The sequence below is a fragment of the Lentzea albidocapillata genome, assembly GCF_000719115.1.
Classification (GTDB): domain Bacteria; phylum Actinomycetota; class Actinomycetes; order Mycobacteriales; family Pseudonocardiaceae; genus Lentzea; species Lentzea albidocapillata.
Genome location: NZ_JOEA01000020.1, coordinates 1 through 23,626 on the forward strand (window position 1 = coordinate 1; position 23,626 = coordinate 23,626).

The following is a 23,626-nucleotide window of genomic DNA, read 5'->3' on the forward strand; positions in this document are numbered from 1 at the left end:
GGGCAGCGCCCCCAGGGGAAGCACGCAACCGCAAGCTCGCCGCCCGCAAGGCGACCACCCGCCCGGTCGCGGCCCGCAAAGGTGACCACCCGCCCGGTCACAGCCCACCCGGTCACAGCACCCACAAAGGCCCGCGTCACCCGCCGGCATCACTCATCTTGTCGGCCTTGACCCCAAAGAAGTCGCCACCCTTCCGCTTAACATCATCAGTCCCCCAATGACGAACCCGATCAACGGGCACCATCCGCGGGACATGCTTGCGACAGTGGATATAGGCCTCCTGAACCGAGACCACCACCCACCGCTCGACCTTCTTACCCCCGGGACCGGTCGACGCCTCATCCCCGGAAGCGAACTCCTCAAGCGGAGCGATCCGGGCCCGCCCGTTCACATGCAGCCCGATCAGATCCTCGGCGAAGTCCACCATCAGCATCCCGACGTGCGGGTTCTCCATGATGTTCCCCAGCGAGGCCATCACGCCGTTCCCCCGGTACTCGGGGTAGACGAGGGTCCGCGAGTCGATCACCCGTAAAAACCCGGCAGAGCCGGCTCGCAGCGAGGAGTCGCACTCCCCGTCCGCATCAGCGGTCGAGATGAAGGCCATCTCCATCCGGCCGACGAACTCGGCCATCGCGGGGTTGAGGTGGTCCAGCACCTGGTCCGAGTAGAAGCGTGTGGCGCGGTCGGACGTCTCCAGGGCACATTGGAGGAAGTGCTCGCCGCGTGAGCCGGGGAGCTCGACACGGTCGGGTGAGGTGGTTTCAGTCAGCTCAGGCAGGGACACGCGGCCCACCCAAGCACGCAAGCGCACAACCCGGTACAGACCGACCCTCACATTCACACTGTTGCGGTAACAACTACTCACCTAGAGTGACCATGCTTCGCTCGAAGGTGGCATCAAGGAGTCAAACGGCCCGATCAGGGGTTACTGTCCACCCCTGTCGGGGGACGGATGCTTGACGAGGACGCACGGCGCCTTGCCGGCGCCACTGAGAACGACGATGAAGAACGTGGAGACTGCGCGCGGACCATGACTGCGAACGCTGTGCTGAGCCCCATCCCTACCCCGCCCCACCGAGAACCCCCGCCTGGTGTCACCGCGATGGTGCGGATGATCCGGGAGAGCTTCGCGGTGGTGGAGCCGTATTCCGAAGAAGTGGCGAAGTTCTTCTACGGAATGCTCTTCTCGCTCTCGCCTGCCACACGCGAGATGTTCCCCGCGAACATGGAGGTGCAACGCAGCCGTCTGCTGCGCGCCCTCGTGCACGTGGTACAGATGGTCGACCGCCCGGACGACCTCATCCCCTTCCTGCGTCAGCTGGGTCGTGACCACCGGAAGTTCGGTGTCATCAACGTCCACTACGAGGCGGTCGGGACCGCACTGCTGTCCGCGGTGAAGAAGTTCTCCGGCGCCGCCTGGACGCCCAAGGTCGAGATGGCGTGGGCAGAGGCCTACACCCTCATGGCCAGGGCGATGCAGGAGGCGGCCGACGCCGACAACGGGCCCGCCTACTGGCACGCGACGGTGCTGGAGCACCAGCGCGTCTCGTGGGACCTGGCCGTCGTGCGCCTGCAGCCGGACCACCCGGTGAGCTACAAGGCCGGTCAGTACGTCAGCGTGGAGACGCCGCAGCGCAAGCGCCTGTGGCGGTACTACACGCCGGCGAACGCACCGCGCGAGGACGGCGTCATCGAGTTCCACATCCGGTCCGTCGACGGCGGCTGGGTGTCCCGCTCGGTGGTCGGCCACACGCAGGCCGGTGACACGTGGCGCATCGGACCGCCCATGGGACGTCTCTCGGTCGACCGCACCGCCGGGACGGACATCCTGATGGTGGCCGGTGGCACGGGTGTCGCGCCGATGCACGCCATGATCGACGAGATGGCGCAGTACGGCGAGAACCCGCGCGTGCACCTGTTCTACGGCGGCCGCACCCGCGAGGACCTCTACGACCTGGACAACCTGCAGCGCATCGCGACCACGAACCCGTGGCTCACGGTCGTGCCGGTGCTGGAGTCCGACCCCGGCGTCCGGGGTGTCGAGCAGGGCAGCCTCGCCGACGTGGTCACCCGCTACGGCGCATGGGAAGAGCGCGACGTCCTGGTCTGCGGCAGCCCCGCCATGATCAGATCGACGGTGTCCCGCATGCTGGTCGCCGGAACGCCGCTCGACCGGATCAAGTACGACCCGTTCACGCTGGACTAAACTCGGCACGTCGAAAGCGACTGGCGTGCCGAGGGTGGAAGTGACCACCGGGAAGCGACGGCCGAGCGCACCGAACGCCTGGGTGCCCGGCACGGAGTGATGCCGTGCTGCGCGAAGTCGATCCCGAGATCGCCACCCTGATCCAGGCCGAGGAACACCGCCAGGCCCGCAAGCTGCGCATGATCGCGTCCGAGAACGACGTGTCTGCCGCCGTGCTCGAGGCAACGGGCTCGGTGCTGACGAACAAGTACTCCGAGGGCTACCCCGGCAAGCGGTACTACGAGGGCCAGCAGGTCATCGACCAGGTCGAACTGCTGGCGCAGGACCGCGCGAAGGCGCTCTTCGGCGTCGACCACGCGAACGTCCAGCCGTACTCGGGTTCCCCGGCGAACCTCGCCGTGTACCTGGCGTTCCTGCAGCCGGGCGACACCGTGATGGGCATGTCCCTGCCGATGGGCGGCCACCTCACGCACGGCTGGAGCGTCTCGGCCACCGGCAGGTGGTTCCGCAGCGTCCAGTACGAGGTCCGCAAGGACACCGGCCGCGTCGACATGGACGATGTCCGCGCGCTCGCACTCGCCGAACGCCCGAAGGTGATCTTCTGCGGTGGCACGGCGATCCCGCGCACCATCGACTTCCCCGCGTTCGCGGACATCGCCAGGGAGGTCGACGCGCTGCTGGTCGCCGACATCGCGCACATCGCGGGTCTCGTCGCCGGCGGCGCGCACCCGTCGCCGGTCGGGCACGCGCCGGTGATCACCACGACCACGCACAAAACGCTGAGGGGCCCGCGTGGCGCCATGATCCTCACCGACGCCGCGCACGCGAAGGCGATCGACCGCGCCGTGTTCCCCGGCCTGCAGGGCGGCCCGCACAACCACACGACGGCCGCCATCGCCGTCGCGCTCAAAGAGGCGTCGCAGCCGGAGTTCCGCGACTACGCGCACATGATCGTGAAGAACGCGCAGGCGCTCGCGGAGGCGTTGCTGGAACGCGGTTTCGACCTCGTGTCCGGCGGCACGGACAACCACCTGGTGCTGATCGACCTGACGTCCAAGCTGATCGGCGGCAAGCCGGCCGCGCAGGCGCTCGACCGCGCGGGCATCGAGCTGAACTACAACGCCGTCCCGTTCGACACCCGCAAGCCGTTCGACCCGTCCGGCATCCGGCTCGGCACGCCGGGCGTCACGACGCGCGGCCTCAGGCCCGAGCAGATGCCGTTGATCGCGGACTGGATGGACCGCGCGATCGCCGCCCACGACAACGACCAGGCGCTGGACCTCATCGCCGCCGAGGTCGAGGAACTACTCGGCTCGCTCTAGAGAACCGACGGCCGCACGCACGTCGCTGAACGTCCGGCGGGCGACTTCCGCGAAGTCCCCGCCGGTCTCCAGCCAGCGCTCGTAGCCGTGGTTGAACGCCAGCACTCCCAACTCCGCGGCCACGGCGGCCTCCAACTCCGGCACCCCGCGCTGCTTCAACGCGTCCGTCATCGCGACGGCGAACCCGACCATCTTCAACGCGGCCCGCTCGCGCAGTTCGTCGTTGCCCGCGATCACCACGAGCCGCTGCGGTCCGTGCGCCCGCCGCTCGTCGGTGAACGTCGCGGCCGTCGCCACCAGCGCCGCCTCGACCGCCTCCAGCGGCCCCGCCTCCGCGGGCGCACCGGAGATCGCGCCGGTCATCAGCTCGGCCAGCACGTCCTGGCCGCCGAAGAGCACCTCGCGCTTGTCCCGGAAGTGCCGGAAGAACGTGCTCTTCGTGAGGCCCGCGCGCTCGGCGATCTGCGCGACCGCGGTGTTCTCGTACCCCTGCTCGCTGAACAGGTCGAGTGCGGCGCGCACCAACCGCTCCCGCGCGTCCGGCTCCCATCGACCCATGGCTCACATCCTAAGTGATGCGACTCAGTCCCATCGCTCTGCTACGGTGATGAGACCAAGTCCCATCACTTGAAGGAAGTGTCATGAAGGTCTTCGTCACGGGCGCCAGCGGCCACGTCGGCTCGGCGCTGGTCCCGGAACTGCTGCGAGCGGGACACCAGGTCGTCGGACTGGCCCGTTCTGACGCCTCCGCCGCCAAGCTCGACACCCAGGGCGCCACGGTCAAGCTCGGCGATCTGGACGACCTCGACGGGCTGCGCAAGGGCGCGGCCGAGGCGGACGCCGTGATCCACCTGGCGTTCAAGCACGACGAGATGTACGCGGGCGACTACCAGGGCGCCTCCGACGCCGACCTCGCCGTCGTCCAGGCCTTCCTGGACGAGCTCTCCGGCACCGGCAAGGCGCTGGTCGGCACCGGCGGCACGCTGTCGTACTCGGGCCTGGGCCGCACCGCCACCGAGGAGGAGCGGGTCTCGAGCGAGAGCCCGCGGGGCGCCGCGCGCAACGCGATCATCGACGCCGCGGACGTCCGGGGCTCGGTCGTCGTGCTGCCGCCGACCGTCCACAGTGCACTGGACACGGCGGGTTTCATCCCGATCCTGGTCAGGACCGCCCGTGTCACAGGGATTTCCGGCTACCCCGGCGACGGCACGAACCGCTGGTCCGCCACGCACACGCTGGACGCGGCGAGGCTCTACCGGCTGGCCGCGGAGAAGGCCTCCGCGGGCTCGGTGCTGCACGCGGTCGCGGAGGAGGCCGTGACGATGAGGGAGATCGCCGAGGTCATCGGGCGGAAGCTGGACGTGCCCGTGCAGAGCATTCCGGCGGAGCGCGCCCAGGAGCACTTCGGCCCGCTCGCGTTCATGGTCTCGCGGGACGCACCGACGTCCAGCACGAAGACCCGCGAGCTTCTGGGCTGGGAAGCAGAAGAACCCGGCCTCCTCGCGGATCTGGAGGCCGGGTTCTACTTCGAGCAGCACTGAACTATTTGCGCGGCTTGGGTTTCCACACGACGAGCGCGGTCTCCTGCCGGATGGGCACGAGGTCGCGACGATAGGACGCGTGCACGGCGGCGGCCGTGGAGTCGGCTGCCGCCATGGCCTGCGCGAGCTCCTGCTGGAGTTCGGCGACCCGCGACTGCAGCGCGTCGACCTGGTTCTCCAGGTCGATGATCCGCTTGATGCCGGCGAGGTTCACGCCCTCGTCCTGCGAGAGGCGCTGGACTTCGCGCAGGAGCACGATGTCGCGCATCGAGTAGCGGCGGCCGCCACCGGACGTGCGGCCCGGAGAGACCAGGCCCATCCGGTCGTAGGACCGCAGGGTCTGGGCGTGCAGGCCCGACAGCTGGGCCGCCACCGAGATCACGAAGAACGGCGTGTCCTCATCGGTTCCCGGCGGGAACGGAAAACCCACCGAACTCACCGCCCTTCAAGGAGTGCGTTCAGATCGCCGCGCGGGTCATGGTCCTGGGTCACGTCCGCGTACGCCTCGAGTGCCTTGCGGGCCTCGGACGACAGGTTGTTCGGCACCGCGACCTCCAGGGTGATCAGGAGATCGCCCGCGGTCCCGTCCCGCTTCGTGATCCCCTTGCCCCGCGCCCGCAGCACCCGCCCGGAGGCGGTACCGGCAGGCACCTTCAGGGAAACCTTGCCGTCCAGCGTGGGCACGGTCAACGTGGTTCCGAGCGCGAGCTCGGCGAACGTCATCAGCGCCGTCAGCGTCAGGTCGTTGCCCTGACGGCCGAAGATGCCGTGCGGGTTGACGTGCACACGCACGAACAGATCGCCGTTCGGTCCGCCGTTGCGCCCCGGTTCGCCTTGCCCCGCAAGGCGAATCCGCTGGCCGTCGGAGACTCCCGACGGGATCCGGACGGTCAGCGTGCGGGTGCGGGTGCTGACGCCGTCGCCACCGCACTCGAGGCACGGGTCGTCGATGATCCGGCCGGTGCCACGGCAGTCGCGGCACGGCTCGCTGAACGCGAACGCGCCCTGCGACCGCGTGACGAGGCCGGAACCCGAGCACGTCGCGCAGGTGTGCGGGGTGGTGCCCGGCTTGGCACCGGAACCGTTGCACGTCGTGCAGGCGGCGGGGGACGACAGGCGCAGCGGCACCGTCGCTCCCTTCACCGCCTCGGTGAAGTCGATGCGGACGTCGGTCTCGACGTCCTCACCACGACGCGGCCGCGTGGGCGAACCCGCCGCCGCGCCGCCGCGCCGGTTGAACAGCCCGCCGAGCAGGTCGCCCAGGCCGCCGCCACCGGTGCCCTGCGCGGCACGGCCGAACAGGTCGTTGACGTCGAACCCGCCGGAGCCGAAGCCGCCGGAACCCGGGAACCCGCCGCCGCCCGCGAACAGGCGGCGGGCCTCGTCGTACTGCTTGCGCTTGGCCGGGTCCGACAGCACGCCGTAGGCCTCGGAGACCGCCTTGAAGCGGGCCTCCGCCTTGGCGTCACCGGGGTTCGCGTCGGGATGCAGCTCGCGCGCGAGCTTGCGGTACGACTTCTTGATCTCGTCCGCGGTCGCCTCGGAGGAGACGCCCAGCTCGCGGTAGAAGTCCTTCTCGATCCAGTCCCTCTGACTCACCGGACGGCTCCTCCTCCCTAGGCTTCTTCGGACGGTGCGGCTGCGGCGGGCTCGTGGTCGGTCACCGCGACGAGCGCGGGCCGGACGAGCTTGTCGCCGAACGTGTAGCCACGACGCAGAACTGCCGTGACGGTCGGGCCCTCGACGTCCGGGGACGTGCTGTGCTGCACGGCCTCGTGCACCGACGGGTCGAACGCCTCGCCGTCGTGCGCGAACGGCACCAGACCGGTCTTGGCGAGCGTGGACACGAGCTTGTCCGCCACCGCCTTGAAGGCACCGGTCAGGTCGCCGTGCGCGGCGGCCCGTTCGATGTCGTCCAGCACCGAGAGCAGTTCGGAGGCGACGGACGCCTTCGCGTTGTTGATCACTGCTTCCCGGTCGCGTTCCACCCGCTTGCGGTAGTTCGCGTACTCGGCGGTGAGCCGCTGCAGGTCGGCGGTGCGCTCGTCGAGCTGGGTCTTCAGCTCGGCGGCCACCTCGTCCACGACCTCGGCGACCAGGGGCTCTTCTACCGGAGCACTGTCCTCGGCAGCGTGGGCCGGCGGCCGGACGTCACCCGTTTCGGGGTCGATCCGGCGCCGGTCGTTCACGACTACCTGAGGCTGCTCCTCGTCAGGGGCGGCATGCCTCGGTTCGGTCACTTCTTCTCGTCCTCATCCACGATCTCGGCGTCGACGACGTCGTCCTGGCCGGCCTTGGCACCGGCGCCCGCACCAGCGGCACCCGGCGCGTCGGCACCGGGAGCCTCGGCACCGGGGGCGCCCGGCGCGTTGGCGTAGATCGCCTGGCCGATGGCCTGGGACTCGGTCGCGAGCTTCTCGACCGCCGTCTTGATGGCGTTGATGTCGGTGCCCTTGAGCGCCTCGGTCGCCTCGGCGATCGCCGCGTTGACCTTGTCCTTGATCTCGGCCGGGAGCTTGTCGTCGTTCTCCTTGACGACCTTCTCCGTCTGGTAGACGAGCGTCTCGGCCTGGTTGCGGACCTCGGCCTCCTCGCGGCGGCGCTTGTCCTCCTCCGCGTGGGCCTCGGCGTCCTTCACCATGCGGTCGATGTCGTCCTTCGGCAGCGCGGAGCCACCGGTGATCGTCATCGACTGCTCCTTGCCGGTGCCCAGGTCCTTCGCCGACACGTGGACGATGCCGTTCGCGTCGATGTCGAAGGTGACCTCGATCTGCGGCACGCCACGCGGGGCGGGCGGCAGGCCGGTCAGCTCGAACATGCCGAGCTTCTTGTTGTGCGCCGCGATCTCGCGCTCGCCCTGGAAGACCTGGATCTGCACGGACGGCTGGCTGTCGTCGGCCGTCGTGAAGGTCTCGGAGCGCTTCGTCGGGATCGTGGTGTTGCGCTCGATCAGCTTGGTCATGATGCCGCCCTTGGTCTCGATGCCGAGGGACAGCGGGGTGACGTCGAGCAGCAGGACGTCCTTGACCTCACCCTTGAGGACACCGGCCTGCAGGGCTGCGCCGACGGCGACGACCTCGTCCGGGTTCACGCCCTTGTTGGGCTCGCGGCCACCGGTCAGCTCCTTGACGAGCTCCGCGACGGCGGGCATGCGGGTCGAGCCACCGACGAGCACGACGTGGTCGATGTCGCCGACGGAGACGCCCGCGTCCTTGATCACGTTGTTGAACGGCGCGCGGGTGCGCTCGAGCAGGTCGTTCGTGATCCGCTGGAACTCGGCACGGGACAGCGTCTCGTCGAGGAACAGCGGGTTCTTGTCGCCGTCGACCGTGATGTACGGCAGGTTGATCGAGGCGTTGTTGGAGCTCGACAGCTCGATCTTGGCCTTCTCCGCAGCCTCACGGATGCGCTGGAGGGCCATCTTGTCCTTGGTCAGGTCGATGCCGTTGGCCTGCTTGAAGCGCTCGACCAGCCAGTCGACGACGCGCTGGTCCCAGTCGTCGCCACCGAGGTGGTTGTCACCGGAGGTCGCCCGGACCTCGACCACGCCGTCGCCGAGCTCGAGCAGCGAGACGTCGAACGTGCCGCCACCGAGGTCGAAGACCAGGATGGTCTGCTCCTTCTCGCCCTTGTCGAGGCCGTAGGCCAGAGCGGCCGACGTCGGCTCGTTGACGATGCGGAGCACGTTGAGGCCCGCGATCTGGCCGGCCTCCTTGGTGGCCTGGCGCTGCGCGTCCTCGAAGTAGGCCGGGACGGTGATGACCGCGTCGGTGATCTCCTCGCCCAGGTACGCCTCGGCGTCGCGCTTGAGCTTCATCAGCACGCGCGCGCTGATCTCCTGCGAGGTGTACTTCTTGCCGTCGATCTCGTCGGTCTGCCAGTTCGTGCCGACGTGACGCTTGACCGACCGGATGGTGCGGTCGACGTTGGTGACGGCCTGGTTCTTCGCGGGCTGGCCCACGAGGACCTCGCCGTTCTTGGCGAACGCGACGATGGACGGGGTCGTCCTGGAGCCCTCCGAGTTGGCGATGACCGTCGGCTCACCGCCTTCGAGGACTGCGACGACCGAGTTGGTCGTCCCGAGGTCGATGCCGACTGCACGCGCCATTGGAGTTCCTTCCGCTAGTACTTGTTGAGCGTTGCTGACTCAAGTTTGCCATCTCGCCCAACCTTGAGCCTACTCGACTCAAGCTTTCTGCCTGACCCAACGGCCGACAAGGTCTGGTTGTTCCCTCACAACGCGTCGAGGGCCACTCCTCGTGGAGTGGCCCTCGACACATTCCCCCCGGTCGAACTCAGGCCGCGAACACCTGGACCTCCCCGGATCCGGTGTTGAGGTCGAGTTCGAGCGATGCGTTCGGATCGGTCGGCACGTGGATCGAGCGCTCACCGCTGCCCGACGTGCCGGTGATCTTGAACGGACCCCCTGGCACCCGGACGACGACCTCGCCGGACCCGGTGTTGGCCCGCACCGAGTTCGCCACCGACAACATCAGTTCGATTCGCCCGGAGTCGGCCTTCGCGATCACCTCGCTCGCCATCGAGGTGCCGTTGATCTCCCCGGAACCGGTGCCGAGCAGCGCCTTGCCCTTGATCGCGTCCAGCAAGATCCCGCCGGACCCCAAGTCGGCCGTGACGGCGCCACCGATCCTGGCGCCCTCGAAGTCACCGGATCCGGCCTTCACCTTGACATCCCCCGCGATGTCGCGGGCGACGACCCTGCCGGAGCCGGTCCTGAAGTCGACGGAGGCCAGCCCCTCGACGGTCACGTCCCCCGATCCGGTGTCACCGATCAGCGAAATGCCCGCGGACGGGACCAGGACCACGTAGTCGATCTCGCAGTTCCTGCCGCAGCCGTCCAGCACCAGCGTGCTGCCCTCGATGCGGTGCGCGATGCCCGAGGGCTTGTTGTCCTTCGCGTGCTCGACCTTGCGGTGGATCTTCGTCTCGGCCAGCCCCTCCTGGTACCGGATCGACACGTCCCCCGCGCCGTCTTCTCCACGCACCTTCACCGACGTGAAGGTCTCAGCGACGACGTGGTCGTCCTGGAACTCGTACTTCATGATGCGGATGCCACAGCCGGTCGACACTGTGAGCACCGCCCCCGCCACCAACGCCACCAGCGCCGTCCTCATCATGAGCACAAAACTAGAGGTCGTGGCGCTCAGCTACACGGCTGCAAGCCCCCGGAGGCGAGGTGGGGTTCTCCCTACCTAGATCAGACGAGGTCTTCGAGCACCGCGCGCAACGCGGGAGCAGTGCGCGCCGGGTCGTTGAGGAACCTCGTCGACGCCAGCACGTGCGCGGGCGCGATCCGTTCCCACAGCAGGCCGTCCACCGGCACCTCGGCGATGTGCAGCTCGACGCTCTGCGCCCACCGGCCGATGCGCGACTCGATGCCGCGCAGCACGTCGCCCATCGGTAACGCGGCAGGGCTCTGCACCTGGTGCAGTCGCTCGATACCCGGCTTCAGCGCGAGCACCACGGCACGGCTGGCCGGGCGGGTCAGCAACGCCTCGGCGTCCTCGGGGGTCTCGGGTTCGGCGTTGCGCCTGCACGCGTCCAGCGCGTCGGCCCACCAGCCCGGCCATTCGGCGGTCACCGCGGCGCGGTCGGTGCCCGGCGGCACCCGCACCGGTAACGACGGGTCCAGGCCCGGCACGTGCGGCTCGACGTCGACCGACAACGCCAGCGAGTCGCGCACGTAGAGCGCGGCGAGCAGCCCCAGGCTCACCCCGTGGCTGATGCCGGACACCTCTCGCGCGAACTTCATGACCTCATTCTTCCCGCGGGGCGGCCGTGAAATCGTCGCAGCCGCGGATCAAGAAGGACACAATTGGCTCCAGCTCGTCCTCGTTCGGAGCAACGTCGGCGATCAGGCCCTGCATCAGCAGCCCGTCGACGGCCGCGAGGAACGCCCGGAACGCGACGGGATCCGCCGGCCGCACCGCCTCGACGGCCAGGTCCAGCCACCGGCGCGCGGCGGGCTTCAGCTCGGGACGCCGGCCCGCCAGCAGGTACAGCTCGTACTCGGCGAGCGTGCGACTCCGGTTCTCGTTGACCGCCTTCGCCAGGCTCTGCGCGATGTCGCGGGCGCAGCCGCCGCTCGCGACGATCTTCAGCATGTCGTCGCACAGCTCTTCCGCCGACCACAGCAGCGTGGCGATCAGCAGGTCGTCGAGTGTCGCGAAGTAGTAGGTGGGTGCCGTCGTCGGCACGCCCGCCTCACGGGCGACGCTGCGATGCGTCACGCCCGCGACGCCGTCGCGTTCGATCACGCGCAGGGTGGCCTCGACGATGGTGCGCCGCTTCTTCTCACCACGCGCCTTGCGGCCGTCGACCTTCTGCAACTCCACTGTCGCGGTCAGTGCGTCCTCCCGAGTTCGAGCGTCACCACGCCCCCGATGATCAGGACCAGCCCGATGACCATCGTGGGGTTGAGGGTTTCGCCGAGGAACTTCCAGCCGATGATCGCGACTGATGCAACGCCGACAGCGGACCATACGGCGTAGGCGACGCCCACGGGCATACCCAACTTCAACGCGCGCGAAAGCGCGGTAAAGGCGATGGCGTAACCGAGGACGACGACCACGGACGGCCAGAGTCTGGTGAAGCCCTCGGACAGCTTCAACGAGACGGTGGCGGCGATCTCCGCCACGATCGCCGCGGCGAGATACAGGTACAACACGGCGGCCTCCGGCTGCTCAGGACAACTACCTGAACAAGTGTTCCACAAGTTTTTGATCAATTTTCGGATTCTTGACCGGTACGTGAGGAGACACCGGCCACGTCCAAGTGGTTACTCATCAGTAACGTGGCCTAGAATCCCGCCATGACCCTCCAGCTGGTTCTCGGACTCGTCGCCGTGGCGGTGAGCGTCGTCGCCTGGGGCGTGTTCGTCGCCGCCGTGCTGAAGCAGATCAAGATCATCCGGCTCGGCCAGCCGGACGGCACCCGCATGGGCCCGTTCGTGCCGCGCATGAAGACGATGATCGTCGAGTTCGTCGCGCACACCAGAATGGCGAAGTTCCGTTCGGTCGCCCCGTGGCACTGGATGGTGATGTGGGGCTTCCTCATCGGCTCCGCGGTGCTGTTCGAGGCGTACGGCGAGGTGTTCGACCCGCACTTCCACTGGCCGATCATCGGCACGTGGTCGGTCTGGCTGCTGCTGATCGAACTGCTGGGCCTCGGCACGGTCGTCGGTGGTGTGGCCCTGGCGGTGATCCGCCAGCGCAACCACCCGCGCCGCGCCGACAGGGTCTCCCGGTTCCAGGGCTCCGACTTCAAGTCCGCGTACTTCGTCGAGGCCGTCGTGATCATCGAGGGCGTCGGCATCCTGATGGTCAAGGCGTTCAAGCAGTCGAGCGGCCTGGAGGTCGCCCCGCTGTGGACGTCGTTCGTGACGCAGCCGCTCGCGCAGATCCTCCCCGCCGCGCCCATCTGGGTGTCGGTGATGGCGCTGGTCAAGCTGCTGAGCGGCATGATCTGGCTGATCGTGGTCGGCCGGAACCTCACGATGGGCGTCGCCTGGCACCGGTTCTCGGCGTTCTTCAACATCTACTTCAAGCGCGAGGACGACGGTGGCGTCGCTCTGGGCGCGCTGAAGCCGATGATGTCCGGCGGCAAGGTCCTGGATCTGGAGGAGGCCGACCCGGACAAGGACGTGTTCGGCGTCGGCAAGGTCGAGGACTTCAGCTGGAAGGGCTGGCTCGACTTCTCCACCTGCACCGAGTGCGGCCGCTGCCAGTCGCAGTGTCCCGCCTGGAACACCGCGAAGCCGTTGTCCCCCAAGCTGCTCATCACCCAGCTGCGCGACCACGCCTACGCCAAGGCGCCGTACCTGCTGGCGGGCGGCTCGCGCGACATGGCCGGCGACGAGGTCGGCCTGACCGAGGACAAGTACGAGGACTACAAGAAGCGCCTCGAGTCCATCGACGTGCTGGCGATGGCCGAGGCCGAGCGCCCGCTGGTCGGCGGCCCGGACGAGCTGGGTGTCATCGACCCCGAGGTGCTGTGGTCCTGCACGACCTGCGGCGCGTGCGTCGAGCAGTGCCCCGTGGACATCGAGCACGTCGACCACATCGTCGACATGCGCCGCTACCAGGTGCTGATCGAGTCGAACTTCCCGTCCGAGCTCGGCGGCATGTTCAAGAACCTGGAGAACAAGGGCAACCCGTGGGGCCAGAACTCCAAGGACCGCCTGGCGTGGACCGAGGGCCTCGAGTTCGAGGTGCCGGTGTTCGACGGTGACCTCGGCGACGCGGAGTACCTGTTCTGGGTCGGCTGCGCCGGTGCGTTCGAGGACCGCGCGAAGAAGACCACCCGCGCCGTCGCCGAGCTGCTGCACACCGCGGACGTCAAGTACACGGTGCTCGGCCCGGAGGAGACCTGCACCGGTGACCCGGCCCGCCGCGCCGGCAACGAGTTCCTGTTCCAGATGCTCGCGCAGCAGAACGTCGAGGTGCTCAACTCGGTGTTCGAGGACCGGCCCGCCGGCCAGCGCAAGATCGTCGTGACGTGCGCGCACTGCTTCAACACGCTGGCGAACGAGTACCCGCAGGTCGGTGGCACGTACGAGGTCGTGCACCACACGCAGCTGCTGAACAAGCTGGTGCGCGAACGCCGCCTGGTGCCGGTCGCGCCGGTCACCGAGGACGTCACGTACCACGACCCTTGCTACCTGGGCCGCCACAACAAGATCTACGAGGCGCCGCGTGAGCTGATCGGGGCGTCGGGCGCGAAGCTGCGCGAGATGCCGCGGCACGAGGAACGGTCCATGTGCTGCGGTGCCGGTGGCGCCCGCATGTGGATGGAGGAGCGGATCGGCAAGCGCATCAACGTCGACCGCGTGGACGAGGCCCTCTCGACCGCGCCGTCGAAGATCGCGACGGGCTGCCCGTTCTGCCGCGTGATGCTGACCGACGGCGTGACCGCGCGTCAGGCCGACGGCCTGGCAGGGGCGCACGTCGAGGTCGTGGACGTGGCGCAGATGCTGCTCGAGTCCGTGAAGCGCGGTACGGAGAAGCAGGACACGCCGACCGACGAGGTCCCGACCGGCACGCCGTTGCCGGACGAGGACAAGGCGAAGGCCTAGTGCCGCGACCGGCAGCCTTTGCCCCCGTATTCGGCGGTCAGACGGGTGCATCGTGGTGCCGGCCCCACGTCCTCATCCTGGTTGGCTGTGGGCGTGGGGCCGGTGCCGCGAGGCGCCCTGCTGAGCGTCGAAGACGCGGCGAAGGTTGCCGGTCGTGGCACTAGTTCAGGCAAGCGAAAGGCCCTCGGTCCGTTGTGGACCGAGGGCCTTTTTCGTTGTGGTGTCAGTCTTTGTCGGTGACCTTGTCGTAGACCACGTTCAGCACCCAGCCCGTCAGGGCGACGATGATCGCGCCCCAGAACGCGGGCCAGAAGCCGTCGACGCGGAACGGCAGGTCGAACTGCTCCGCCAGCCACCCGGTGAGCATGAACAGCAGCGCGTTCACCACGAGCCCGATGAGACCGAGCGTCAGCAGGTAGAACAGGCAGCCGAAGAACTTCACCAGCGGCTTCACGATCGCGTTCACCAGGCCGAAGATCACCGCGACGCCGATCAGCGTGAGGATCCTCAACCCGGTCGAGCCCTCGCCCAGGTCGATGCCGGGGAGGGCGGTCGACACCCACACCGCCACGGCAGTCAGCAGCACATGCACCAAGATGCCCATGCCGCGCAGACTAGCCGTGGCGGGTCCTATGTGGTCAGGACCGGCGGCGGCGTGCCACGAAGACCGCGCTCGTGCCTGCTGCGAGCAGCAGGGCGCCGATGGCCAGGAAGCCCAGCGGTGACGCTCCGGTCGACGCGAGACCGGAGGAGTTGCCCGCCCCGGCGACGGCCGGAGTCGTCGTGGTGGTAGTCGGCGCGGAGGTGGTGGTCGAGGTGGTCGGGGCGGTGGTCTCCGCGCCCTTCTCGACGACCGTCACGGCGATCTGCAGCATGTTGTCGGTGCTGTCGACGTCCTTCAGCCCACGCATCGGGTCGAACACGACCAGTTGCAGGCCGGTGAAGATGGTGCCGGTGGGCGTGAACGTCAGCTCGATCTCGGCCGTCTCGCCGGGAACGATCTTGCGCTTGAGCTCGAACTGGGTGCTGGTGTCAGCTGCGAGGCTGTCGCTGTACCGGATCAGCTTCGCGTGGAACCGGCCCAGTCCGATCGTCGGCATGACCGGCGCGTTGCCGGTGTTGATCAGCTGCACCTTCGCGGTGATCTCCTCACCGACCAGGTAGGTGTCCTTGGCCGGCGAGAGTGACCCCTTGACGGTGATGTTCGCCGCCGCGGTGATGTAGCGCAGGTCGACCTGCTCGGTCTTGCCGGTGCTCGCCACGGTGATCGTGCGGGTGCCGGTGGCCCAGTCGACGTCGGTGGCGGACGCGGGCTTGCCGAGGACGAAGCCCTCGTCGTTCAGCGGCGTCGTGAGCGTGAACTCGCCGAGGGGCAGGTCGATCGCGTACGTGCCGTCCGAGCCCGGCGTCTTGCTCACGTCGACCGGGGAACCGTCCTTGGCCTTGCCCACGACCTTGATCTCGCCGGCAACGGCCCTCTCGTCCGCCTGCTTGGCTCCGTCACCGTTGGCGTCGAGGTACGAGGTACCCCTCACGACGTGGCCGACCAGCGGGAAGTCGCCGTTGGTCAGGGTCTCCGAGGTCGTGTAGGAGGTCTTGGAGCTGGTGTAGTTCGTGACGTCGAGGTTCTCGACCAGGTACGTCGACTTCGGCAGGTTGAAGATCCCGTATCGGCCGTTCGCTCCCACAGGAAGGGTGTGGACCTGTCCGCTGACCTGGTCGGTGATCCGGACGCCGACACCCCAGGCTCGGACGCCGTCGCCTGCGTCGTAGGTGTTGTCACCGTTGCGGTCGTGGAAGACCTGGCCGGCAATGTTGATCTTCTCGTTCTGCGCGAGGGCGGGAGCGCCCGTCGCGAGCAGCACGAGGGCAGCAGTCGCCCCGACAGCGAAGATTGTTCGCATTGATCCCCCAGCGTTCGGCTTATCCACTTAGGACATCGATTCACCGGGGGTCCGGTGTTGCGTGATGCCGGTCACTCACTCCGACAGTGGACAGCAGAACGGCCCGCGTCTCTCCCGGACGCGGGCCGTTCCGTCTTACCCCCTGGTGATCAGCGTCCCCCCGGAGCAGATCCCAGCTTTAAGACACCGCAGGGGCGGTCGATGTTGCCCACGCCCGTGAATGTCACTCGAATGGCCTAGAGATCAGGCCATCCGGCGGCGAGCACCGAAGACCGCCAGACCGCCGAGAGCCAGTGCGCCCAGACCGATCGCACCCGCGGCAACGGGGTCGACACCGGTGTCGGCCAGGCCGGCCGTCTTGTTGATCACGGGAGCGGCGTGGACCGGCTCGTCGCCGCGCGGCTGCTTGTGCGCCACCACGTCGATCGTGCGGGTCAGCACGTTGTTGGACAGGTCGGAGTCGACGTAGTCGCTCTTCACCTCCCACTTGATCTGACCGCCCTTGAACTCCTTCTCGACGGCGACCCTGGCGCCGGCGAACTCGATCAGGCCGGGGGCCTTCTTCGGACCGAACGGCACGATCACCTGCTGGCCCTGCACGACGGCGGTCTCTCCCAGACCACCGACCGGCGCGAGGATCCGCAGGCCCTCGGGCAGCGTCAGCGTGCCGCCGAGGCTCTCCGGCGCGTTGCCGTTGGCCACGACAGAGCCGATGATCTGGATGGTCTCGCCCACCTCGAAGGTGTTGCTGTCGGTGACCTGGCCGTTGTCGATCAGCAGCTGCACGGCCTTGAGGTCGGAGCGGAGCGTCCTGTACCCGGCGTCGATGCCCTTGACCTGCTCGCCCTTGCCGACCTTGACCGGCTGCGACAGCGCGCTGACCCAGTCGAACCTGGAGTCACCGCCAGGCTGGGTGAGCACGAGCGGGTCGTGCGTCCGCTTGCTGGAGACCAACCGGTACTCACCGGCGTCCAGGCCGTCGAAGCAGTAGACGCCGTCCGCGCCGGTCTCGACGTGCCGGTCGAGCTTCTCGACGTAGATCAGCCGGCCGGCCACCGGACCCTCGCCCGCCTGGCGCTTGCCGTCCTCGTTGGCGTCGTTCCAGGCCACACCGCAGATCGAGCCGCCGCGCACGCCGAAGTAGATGCCCGGCGTGTCCCCGGGACCGACCTTGACCTTGGTGGACGACGGCGTGGTGTTGCCCAGCTTCGGGTCGGCGTAGCTGACCTCGTACTCGCCGTACGGCGTGCGCTTCACCGTGAAGACGCCGTAGTTGTCGGTCGAGTACGGGTGGACCTGACCGTTCTCTCCCTTGACCGAGACGTTGACGTCCTTGATGCCCGGCTCGCCGTCCTGCTTCACGCCGTCGCCGTTGAGGTCGTTGAAGACGATGCCACCGAGGTAGCCCGTCTCGTCCTGAGCGACGGCGGTGCCGGCGAGCGCGAGCGGCACGGCGACCAGGGAGGTCGCGACGGTGATGGCTGCGGCGCGAATCTTGATGCTCATTTTCCTGCCCCCAGGATTTTTGCGCAGCGCAAATACGCCACGCATTTCTTCGGCCATTTTCCCGGCAGCTCCAGCGGCCGGTCGCTTATAGGTCGTTTGAGGGCCGGGCTCGGTTGCAGTCCGAGACCGAACCGTGATTCTCGCCGGTCAACGGCGTGTGCGCGCACACCTGGAGTCCTAGGCTGATCACTATGAGCGAGAAGCAGCCGAGTTCAGGCGAAAGCACACTCACGGTGGTGCTGGCGCTGTCGGTCAACCTTGCCATCGCGGTCATGAAGGCCATCGCGGGCGTTCTGACCGGATCGGCCGCAATCCTCTCGGAAGCCGCGCACTCGGTGGCCGACACGTTCACCGAGGCACTCCTGCTGACCGCTCTCCGCCGCTCCGGCCGGCCGGCCGACCGCCGCCACCCGTTCGGCTACGGCAAGGAGCGCTACTTCTGGTCGTTGCTCGCGGCGGTCTCGATCTTCGCCTCGGGCGCGATGTTCGCGTTCTACGAGGGCTTCCGCACGGTTTTCGGCGAGCCGGAAGAGCAGACCCGGCCGCTGGTCGGCTACGTCGTGCTGGGCCTGGCGTTCGTCCTGGAGTCCGTTTCGTGGACGCAGGCGTTCCGGCAGGTCCGTTCCGAGTCCGCCGCGCACGGCCGCGGGTTCTGGGACTTCCTGCGCGTCTCCGACGACCCGACCGTCAAGACCGTGTTCCTGGAGGACTCGGCCGCCCTGATCGGCCTGGTGCTGGCGTTCGCGGGCCTCGGCCTGCACCAGCTGACCGGCTCGTCGCTGTGGGACGGCCTCGCGTCGCTGGCGATCGGCCTGCTGCTCGCGCTGGTCGCTTACGTCCTGGCGCGCACGAACCGCGGCCTGCTGATCGGACAGCAGGCAGACCCGGTGATGGTGAAGTCGATCTGGCGTCGGCTGTCCGAGGCGTCCGAGGTGGACGCCGTCGTGGACATCCTGACGATGTCGATCGGCACCGACCGCGTACTGCTGTGCGCGCGGCTCGACTTCGACGACGCGCTGACGGCACATCAGCTGGAAGACGCGTGCGTGCGCATCTCCGCGGAGTTGCGCACGCAGTTCCCGGACCTGGACGAGATCTTCCTCGAGCCCGTCCCGCGCACCGATCCCGAACTGCGCCGGCGAGTGCTGGAGCGGTACGGCGACCTGAGTTAGCGCCGCGTGTCGGTCTGGTGGAAGTTCAGGTAGGCGCGGCTCGGCGTCGGCCCGCGCTGGCCCTGGTACCGGCTGCCGGCCTGCGTCGAGCCGTACGGGTGCTCCGCCGGGCTCGACAGCTTGAACAGGCACAGCTGCCCGATCTTCATACCGGGGTGCAGCGTGATGGGCAGGTTCGCGACGTTCGACAGCTCCAGCGTGATGTGGCCGGAGAAGCCGGGGTCGATGAAGCCCGCGGTGGAGTGCGTGAGCAGACCGAGCCTGCCGAGGCTGGACTTGCCTTCGAGCCGACCGGCCAGGTCGTCCGGCAGCGTCACCATCTCGTAGGTCGACCCGAGCACGAACTCGCCGGGGTGCAGCACGAACCGCTCACCCGCCGGCGTCTCGACCAGGCTCGTCAGCTCGTCCTGCTGCTGCGCGGGGTCGATGTGGGTGTACTTGGTGTTGTTGAAGACCCGGAAGAACCGGTCCAGCCGCACGTCGAAGCTCGACGGCTGGAGCATCTCGGCGTCGAAGGGGTCGAGGACGAGACGGCCTGACTCGACCTCTTTGCGCAGATCCTGGTCACTCAGCAGCACCCGGACAGGCTAACCGAAGCGGGCGCCCCACAGGTTCCCGCGCTGTGTATGATCGGCCACGAGCTTGCTCACGCGGGTGTAGTTCATTGGTAGAACGACAGCTTCCCAAGCTGTAGAGGCGGGTTCGATTCCCGTCACCCGCTCCACGCCGAAGGCCCTGGCGAGTCCCTCCGACTCGCCAGGGCCTTCGCTTTTGATCCCCCAGTACGGCTGACGACGTCATAACGGGCACCCCTTTCCAGCGGACTCATTTATCGGCAATGAAATGCTTGCCGTCTCAATTGGAATGCTTCACTCGATCAGGTGACGCTTGGCTTAGGTTGGCACTATCAGAAGGTAAGAAGTAGCCCTGGCGGTCACCCTTTCGATTCGAGCACCGCACTCGATCGGATGATCAGATCGCCAGACACTCCCGCGCTGTAAGTCCGAATCAACCGGAGCCAACCCCTGAGACGCGACAATCGAGCCGCATTCGACGTACTCGCGCAGGCCCCGGCTCGGTGTCACGCGGATCGAGTCACCCGGCACGTTGCGCATTGTGGGCAATGCGGGCGGGCTGTTCCATTTCCGCAATGGAGTGGTGATTTCGGTGGAAGTCCGGGCTCACCCGGAACGGAGACGCTGCTGCTGAGTTCGGGCCGGATCGAGGAAGAGGACTGGACCGCGGCTCTGGTGGAGAGTGTCGAGACGCGGTCCCTGCAGGCCGCGCTCGTCGCCCACGGGATCGGCGCCACCGAGCTCCAGAGCCTCATGAAGGCCGCGATGCACGACGGGGCGTTCTCCCTGTCGCCGTACCGGGACTGCGTGGTGCCCGCCCGCGTGACCTGGCGTTCGCGCTCGGCCGGAGCCTTCATCCGGTCACCGTCGAGATCGCCCGAATGCTCGAGGACGGACTGCTGGAAATCGCCCCGCCCGCGACGTCGTTCCGATGTTCGCACTGGGGGTTGGTTGCGCTGCGTCCGCGGACGCGGGCCGGAACGGATTTCGAAATCTCCCCGAGGTCTTCGGAGGTGTGATGTTTGTCCTGAGCGGTTCGACATTTCCGATTCTGAAAGGGAGTGAATTGGACTACGACGCTCTGAGCGCCGAACTGCGAAAGCTTCGAGAAAACGTCGCCGGAGTGACCGACACGGTCATCGCCGCGTCCGACGGGATCCCCATCGTCGCCGACGTGGCGAAGAACATCGACCCCGCCCACATCTCCGCGCTGGCCGCCGCCGATCTCGGAATCGCACGTCAGGCGGCGGAGGTGATCGGTCTGGGCACGCTCAGTCAGACCGTCGTGTTCGGCAGCGAGGGCTACCTGGCCGTGTACGCCATCGGCAGGCTGTCGCTGATGGTCGTGCTCGGGGACAAAGGCCTGAACCTCGGCCGCCTTCTGCACGAGACCCGGCCCGTGATCGAGCGGGTCGGCGTGATCCTCTCCTCGTAGACGCACCAGTGCGAAAAATGGTCGCAGCCCATGTCCACGCTTGGTTCACGGCTCTCGTCAATGATGTCTTCTTTCTGGAGACATGTCCGCACACGACCGAGCCTCGGCAATTCGAATACGCCGCCTCGGTCACCAGTAGGCATAGGAAAGTGGAGTTTGATGAACATCGATACCGCGTTGAAAGAAGCCATGTCCATCTCCGGCGCTGTCGGCGTCGCACTGGTTGACTACGACAGCGGGATGTCGCTCGGCACCAGCGGCGGAGGTGACTGGCTGAACCTGGAGATCGCGGCGGCCGGGAACACCGAGGTCATTCGCTCGAAACTCCGGGTGATGCAGTCGCTCGGCCTCAGCGACAGCATCGAGGACATCCTGATCACGCTGCACCGGCAGTACCACCTGATCCGGTTGATGGGCGGCGTGAAGAACAGGGGTTCGCTCTTCCTGTACCTGGTGCTGGAAAGAGACAATGCGAACCTCGCGCTGGCGCGGCACCAACTCAAGCGCATCGAGGGCGACCTGATCGTCTAGATCAGGTCAACACCGCGGAAATGCCGAAATTCCTCCGCGCGGGAGGGCTTTCGGCATTTCCGGAACAATCGCCTGGGAGCGTTAGTCGACCGGTAGGCCCCACGGCCGGCGGTCGAGCTCCACCCAGCCGCCACCGCGTGCGAGTGCAGCGCGCACACCGGCCACGTGGTCAGCGAACGACGCAAGGTCCCCGTGCAGCAGTTCGGCTCGCTCGACGTCCAACGGGTGTGTGTCGTCATGCCACAGGTCGACCGCGAACGAAGCGACGAACGACATCGACTGCAGGAGCTGCAGCAGCGCCACGGAAGGCCTCGGAGTCTCCGTGAGGTAGGAGAGGCGGATCTCCTCGCACACGGCCAGCAGCGATCGCACCTGGCGGATGGCGTCGGCCGGAGTGCCGTCCCACGACGGGTCCGGCCACACGCGGTCGCTCAGCTCCAGCCAAAGCCGCCAGCCCGTGGCGAGTTCCGCGTCGTCTGCAGGAGACCACTTACCCATGCATCCACTGTGCATGCGTGGGCAGGAAGAGTCTCGTGACGATGACGCACGCCACGGCAACCGATGCGCCACACACACGTCTTGTATGCCCTCGCGGCGGCGCCCCTGTTCGGGTGCGCCGCCGCGAGGACCATGAGGAACGAACGGCTTACGCCTTCACCCGCTCCGGTTCGGGCTCGTCGGAGTTGAGCGAGTCGAGCAGGACGTCGCGCTCGGTGGAGGGCTCCTTCTTCAGGAAGCCGATCGACAGGTAGAGCACCAGCGAGAGCAGCAGCGGCCACGACACGAGCACGCCCTTGGTGACCCAGGCGGCCTTGTTCAGCTGCTCGATGTACAGGAACGCCCACATGCCCAGGCCGCCGACGACCGAGGCGATCGCCGCCGTCGAGCCGACCTTGCGGAACCACGGCAGCAGGCCGAGCATCAACGGGATCGCGATCGGGCCCATCGTGGCGGCGACGAGGTCGACCACCACCTTGAGCACGAAGCCCTGGCCTCCGGACGCGATGGCGATGATCATGCTTATGCCGATGAAGGAGAACGTCGTGATGCGGGCCAGCTTCAGCTGGTTGTCCGCAGAGAACGTCTTCACCTTCTTCCAGAGGTGGGGCAGCATGTCGCGGTTGATGACCGCGGCGATGACGTTCGCGTCCGACGACACCATGGCCATGGTGTGCGAGAAGAAGCCCGCCAGGACCAGGCCGATCATGCCCGCGGGCAGCATCTGCTTGCCCATCTCGATGTACGCGTTCTCCGCCTGCGCGCCTTCGAGGCCCGGCACGATCAGCGGCGCGGCCCACATCGGGAGGAACAGCACGAGCGGCCACACGAGCCACAGCGCGGACGAGAGCAGCGCGGACCGCTTGGCCGCGAAGCCGGACGGCGCGGCCATGTAGCGCTGCGCCAGGTTCCACATGCCGCCGTTGTACTCGAGCGTCTTGATCAGGAAGAGCGCCATCAGGAACATCGACGTGTACGGGCCCGCCAGCGGGTCGCTGTGGCTCTCCGGGAGCTTGTCCCAGATCGTCACGGGGAAGTCCCAGCCGAGGGTGCCGGCGACGGCGAACAGCATCGCGAAGCCGGCGGCAGCCTGGATGATGAACTGGCCAAAGTCGGTGAGCGCGTCGGCCCAGAGGCCGCCGAGCACGGAGTAGACCATCGTGACCACGCCGATGATGATGATGCCCCAGGTGATCGGGACACCCGCGAAGCCGCGGAGCAGGATCGAGACGGCCGCCCACTTGGCGGCGATGTCGACGACCTTGAGCAACGCACCCGCGTAGGCCATGACCTGCTGGGTGGGCACGTTGTAGCGCTTCGCCAGGTACTCGAGCGGCGACTTGACGTCGTGCTTCGAGCGCAGTCGGTTCCACCGCGGCGCGAACAGGAACGCGCCGATGCCGACGCCGATGCCGATCGTCAGTGACCACCACACGTAGACGGTGAGTCCGAGCCGGTACGCCTCAGAGGCGAACGCGACGAACATGACCGCGCTGTAGCCCGACATGTGGTGCGAGATGCCGGACAACCACCACGGCATCTTGCCGCCTGCCGTGAAGAAGTCGGCGATGTTGTGGACTCGCCCGCGCGACCAGAGTCCGATCCCGACCATCACGAAGAAATAGCCGACAACCACGATCCAATCGAGGGTGCCCATGTGACCTCCTTGCGTGCACACACGTGTGCCCGCGAGAGCACCAGGCCTCATGGCGGCGGAACCTGGCACATCCGCACGGGATATGTGACGTAGGTCTTACGAGACTGTTGCGGTGGGGCGGAAGACCTTCGGCCGTCTTGAATCACATTCGTGACCCTTGTTCACCCACGTGAACCGATGATTCC

General features: G+C 67.6%; 23 protein-coding genes, 1 tRNA gene and 1 riboswitch. Of the genes, 8 read left to right on the forward strand and 16 right to left on the reverse strand.

Going from position 1 to position 23,626, the window contains the following annotated elements:
* Window positions 1-136: 136 nt before the first annotated feature.
* A complete protein-coding gene (locus IG04_RS0129705; protein WP_338043601.1) occupies window positions 137-784 on the reverse strand; it encodes a pyridoxamine 5'-phosphate oxidase family protein in 648 nt (215 codons plus the stop codon).
* 318 nt (window positions 785-1,102) lie between these two features.
* Here IG04_RS0129705 and IG04_RS0129710 point away from each other — a divergent pair, with 318 nt between their 5' ends.
* Both IG04_RS0129710 and IG04_RS0129715 read left to right on the forward strand, forming a co-directional pair.
* Window positions 1,103-2,206: an FAD-binding oxidoreductase gene (locus IG04_RS0129710; RefSeq protein ID WP_030480045.1), complete on the forward strand. Its 1,104-nt coding sequence runs from the start codon at window positions 1,103-1,105 to the stop codon at window positions 2,204-2,206.
* 6 nt (window positions 2,207-2,212) lie between these two features.
* Window positions 2,213-2,297: riboswitch (ZMP/ZTP riboswitch) on the forward strand.
* A gap of 13 nt (window positions 2,298-2,310) precedes the next feature.
* The gene (locus IG04_RS0129715) at window positions 2,311-3,528 is read left to right on the forward strand and encodes a serine hydroxymethyltransferase (RefSeq protein WP_030480046.1); all 1,218 of its coding nucleotides are present in this window, start codon (window positions 2,311-2,313) and stop codon (window positions 3,526-3,528) included.
* Here the strand turns inward: IG04_RS0129715 and IG04_RS0129720 are convergent.
* Window positions 3,511-4,086: a TetR/AcrR family transcriptional regulator gene (locus IG04_RS0129720; protein WP_030480047.1), complete on the reverse strand. Its 576-nt coding sequence runs from the start codon at window positions 4,084-4,086 to the stop codon at window positions 3,511-3,513. The two genes, IG04_RS0129715 and IG04_RS0129720, sit on opposite strands and share 18 nt — an antisense overlap.
* An 83-nt stretch (window positions 4,087-4,169) precedes the next feature.
* Here IG04_RS0129720 and IG04_RS0129725 point away from each other — a divergent pair, with 83 nt between their 5' ends.
* Window positions 4,170-5,069, forward strand: a complete 900-nt coding sequence (locus tag IG04_RS0129725; RefSeq protein ID WP_030480048.1) for an SDR family oxidoreductase — start codon at window positions 4,170-4,172, stop codon at window positions 5,067-5,069.
* A 1-nt stretch (window position 5,070) separates the two neighbouring features.
* Here IG04_RS0129725 and IG04_RS0129730 read toward each other — a convergent pair whose 3' ends face one another.
* From IG04_RS0129730 to IG04_RS0129765, 8 genes are all read right to left on the reverse strand, one after another.
* Window positions 5,071-5,499, reverse strand: a complete 429-nt coding sequence (locus IG04_RS0129730; RefSeq protein WP_084401584.1) for a heat shock protein transcriptional repressor HspR — start codon at window positions 5,497-5,499, stop codon at window positions 5,071-5,073.
* A gap of 5 nt (window positions 5,500-5,504) precedes the next feature.
* Window positions 5,505-6,668, reverse strand: coding sequence for a molecular chaperone DnaJ (gene dnaJ / locus IG04_RS0129735; protein WP_030480050.1), 1,164 nt, complete (start codon window positions 6,666-6,668; stop codon window positions 5,505-5,507).
* A 17-nt stretch (window positions 6,669-6,685) separates the two neighbouring features.
* On the reverse strand, window positions 6,686-7,309 hold the full coding sequence (gene grpE, locus IG04_RS0129740; protein WP_030480051.1) for a nucleotide exchange factor GrpE: 624 nt from the start codon (window positions 7,307-7,309) through the stop codon (window positions 6,686-6,688).
* Window positions 7,306-9,177, reverse strand: coding sequence for a molecular chaperone DnaK (gene dnaK, locus IG04_RS0129745; protein ID WP_030480052.1), 1,872 nt, complete (start codon window positions 9,175-9,177; stop codon window positions 7,306-7,308). Before dnaK ends, grpE begins: the two co-directional genes overlap by 4 nt.
* 187 nt (window positions 9,178-9,364) lie before the next feature.
* Window positions 9,365-10,207: a DUF4097 family beta strand repeat-containing protein gene (locus IG04_RS0129750; RefSeq protein WP_144065412.1), complete on the reverse strand. Its 843-nt coding sequence runs from the start codon at window positions 10,205-10,207 to the stop codon at window positions 9,365-9,367.
* Window positions 10,208-10,287: 80 nt separating this feature from the next.
* Window positions 10,288-10,842: a hypothetical protein gene (locus IG04_RS0129755; RefSeq protein ID WP_030480054.1), complete on the reverse strand. Its 555-nt coding sequence runs from the start codon at window positions 10,840-10,842 to the stop codon at window positions 10,288-10,290.
* Between the two features lie 4 nt (window positions 10,843-10,846).
* Entirely contained in the window at window positions 10,847-11,425 is a 579-nt protein-coding gene (locus IG04_RS0129760; RefSeq protein WP_051770943.1) for a TetR/AcrR family transcriptional regulator, read from the reverse strand.
* Between the two features lie 8 nt (window positions 11,426-11,433).
* Window positions 11,434-11,757, reverse strand: a complete 324-nt coding sequence (locus IG04_RS0129765; RefSeq protein ID WP_030480056.1) for a DMT family transporter — start codon at window positions 11,755-11,757, stop codon at window positions 11,434-11,436.
* Between the two features lie 144 nt (window positions 11,758-11,901).
* Here IG04_RS0129765 and IG04_RS0129770 point away from each other — a divergent pair, with 144 nt between their 5' ends.
* Complete coding sequence (locus tag IG04_RS0129770) at window positions 11,902-14,163, forward strand: (Fe-S)-binding protein (RefSeq protein WP_030480057.1); 2,262 nt, start codon at window positions 11,902-11,904, stop codon at window positions 14,161-14,163.
* A 223-nt stretch (window positions 14,164-14,386) separates the two neighbouring features.
* On the opposite strand, the gene IG04_RS0129775 is transcribed toward IG04_RS0129770, so the two are convergent.
* The 3 genes from IG04_RS0129775 to IG04_RS0129785 form a co-directional block, all read right to left on the reverse strand.
* Window positions 14,387-14,767: a phage holin family protein gene (locus IG04_RS0129775; protein WP_030480058.1), complete on the reverse strand. Its 381-nt coding sequence runs from the start codon at window positions 14,765-14,767 to the stop codon at window positions 14,387-14,389.
* 34 nt (window positions 14,768-14,801) lie between these two features.
* On the reverse strand, window positions 14,802-16,067 hold the full coding sequence (locus IG04_RS0129780) for a hypothetical protein (RefSeq protein ID WP_144065413.1): 1,266 nt from the start codon (window positions 16,065-16,067) through the stop codon (window positions 14,802-14,804).
* Window positions 16,068-16,310: 243 nt separating this feature from the next.
* Complete coding sequence (locus IG04_RS0129785) at window positions 16,311-17,573, reverse strand: SdrD B-like domain-containing protein (RefSeq protein WP_030480060.1); 1,263 nt, start codon at window positions 17,571-17,573, stop codon at window positions 16,311-16,313.
* 191 nt (window positions 17,574-17,764) lie between these two features.
* Here IG04_RS0129785 and IG04_RS0129790 point away from each other — a divergent pair, with 191 nt between their 5' ends.
* Entirely contained in the window at window positions 17,765-18,745 is a 981-nt protein-coding gene (locus IG04_RS0129790) for a cation diffusion facilitator family transporter (RefSeq protein ID WP_030480061.1), read from the forward strand.
* Here the strand turns inward: IG04_RS0129790 and dcd are convergent.
* Complete coding sequence (dcd, locus tag IG04_RS0129795; protein WP_030480062.1) at window positions 18,742-19,323, reverse strand: dCTP deaminase; 582 nt, start codon at window positions 19,321-19,323, stop codon at window positions 18,742-18,744. The two genes, IG04_RS0129790 and dcd, sit on opposite strands and share 4 nt — an antisense overlap.
* A gap of 72 nt (window positions 19,324-19,395) precedes the next feature.
* On the opposite strand from dcd, the gene IG04_RS0129800 reads away from it, so the two are divergent.
* From IG04_RS0129800 to IG04_RS0129810, 3 genes are all read left to right on the forward strand, one after another.
* Window positions 19,396-19,469: transfer RNA gene (locus IG04_RS0129800), tRNA-Gly, on the forward strand.
* Between the two features lie 869 nt (window positions 19,470-20,338).
* On the forward strand, window positions 20,339-20,755 hold the full coding sequence (locus IG04_RS0129805; protein ID WP_276326719.1) for a roadblock/LC7 domain-containing protein: 417 nt from the start codon (window positions 20,339-20,341) through the stop codon (window positions 20,753-20,755).
* Window positions 20,756-20,914: 159 nt separating this feature from the next.
* A complete protein-coding gene (locus tag IG04_RS0129810; RefSeq protein WP_030480064.1) occupies window positions 20,915-21,286 on the forward strand; it encodes a hypothetical protein in 372 nt (123 codons plus the stop codon).
* Between the two features lie 81 nt (window positions 21,287-21,367).
* On the opposite strand, the gene IG04_RS0129815 is transcribed toward IG04_RS0129810, so the two are convergent.
* Together IG04_RS0129815 and IG04_RS0129820 are read right to left on the reverse strand one after the other, a co-directional pair.
* Window positions 21,368-21,784: a hypothetical protein gene (locus IG04_RS0129815; RefSeq protein ID WP_144065414.1), complete on the reverse strand. Its 417-nt coding sequence runs from the start codon at window positions 21,782-21,784 to the stop codon at window positions 21,368-21,370.
* 148 nt (window positions 21,785-21,932) lie between these two features.
* Window positions 21,933-23,441, reverse strand: a complete 1,509-nt coding sequence (locus IG04_RS0129820) for a sodium:solute symporter family protein (RefSeq protein WP_030480066.1) — start codon at window positions 23,439-23,441, stop codon at window positions 21,933-21,935.
* Between the last annotated feature and the right edge of the window lie 185 nt (window positions 23,442-23,626).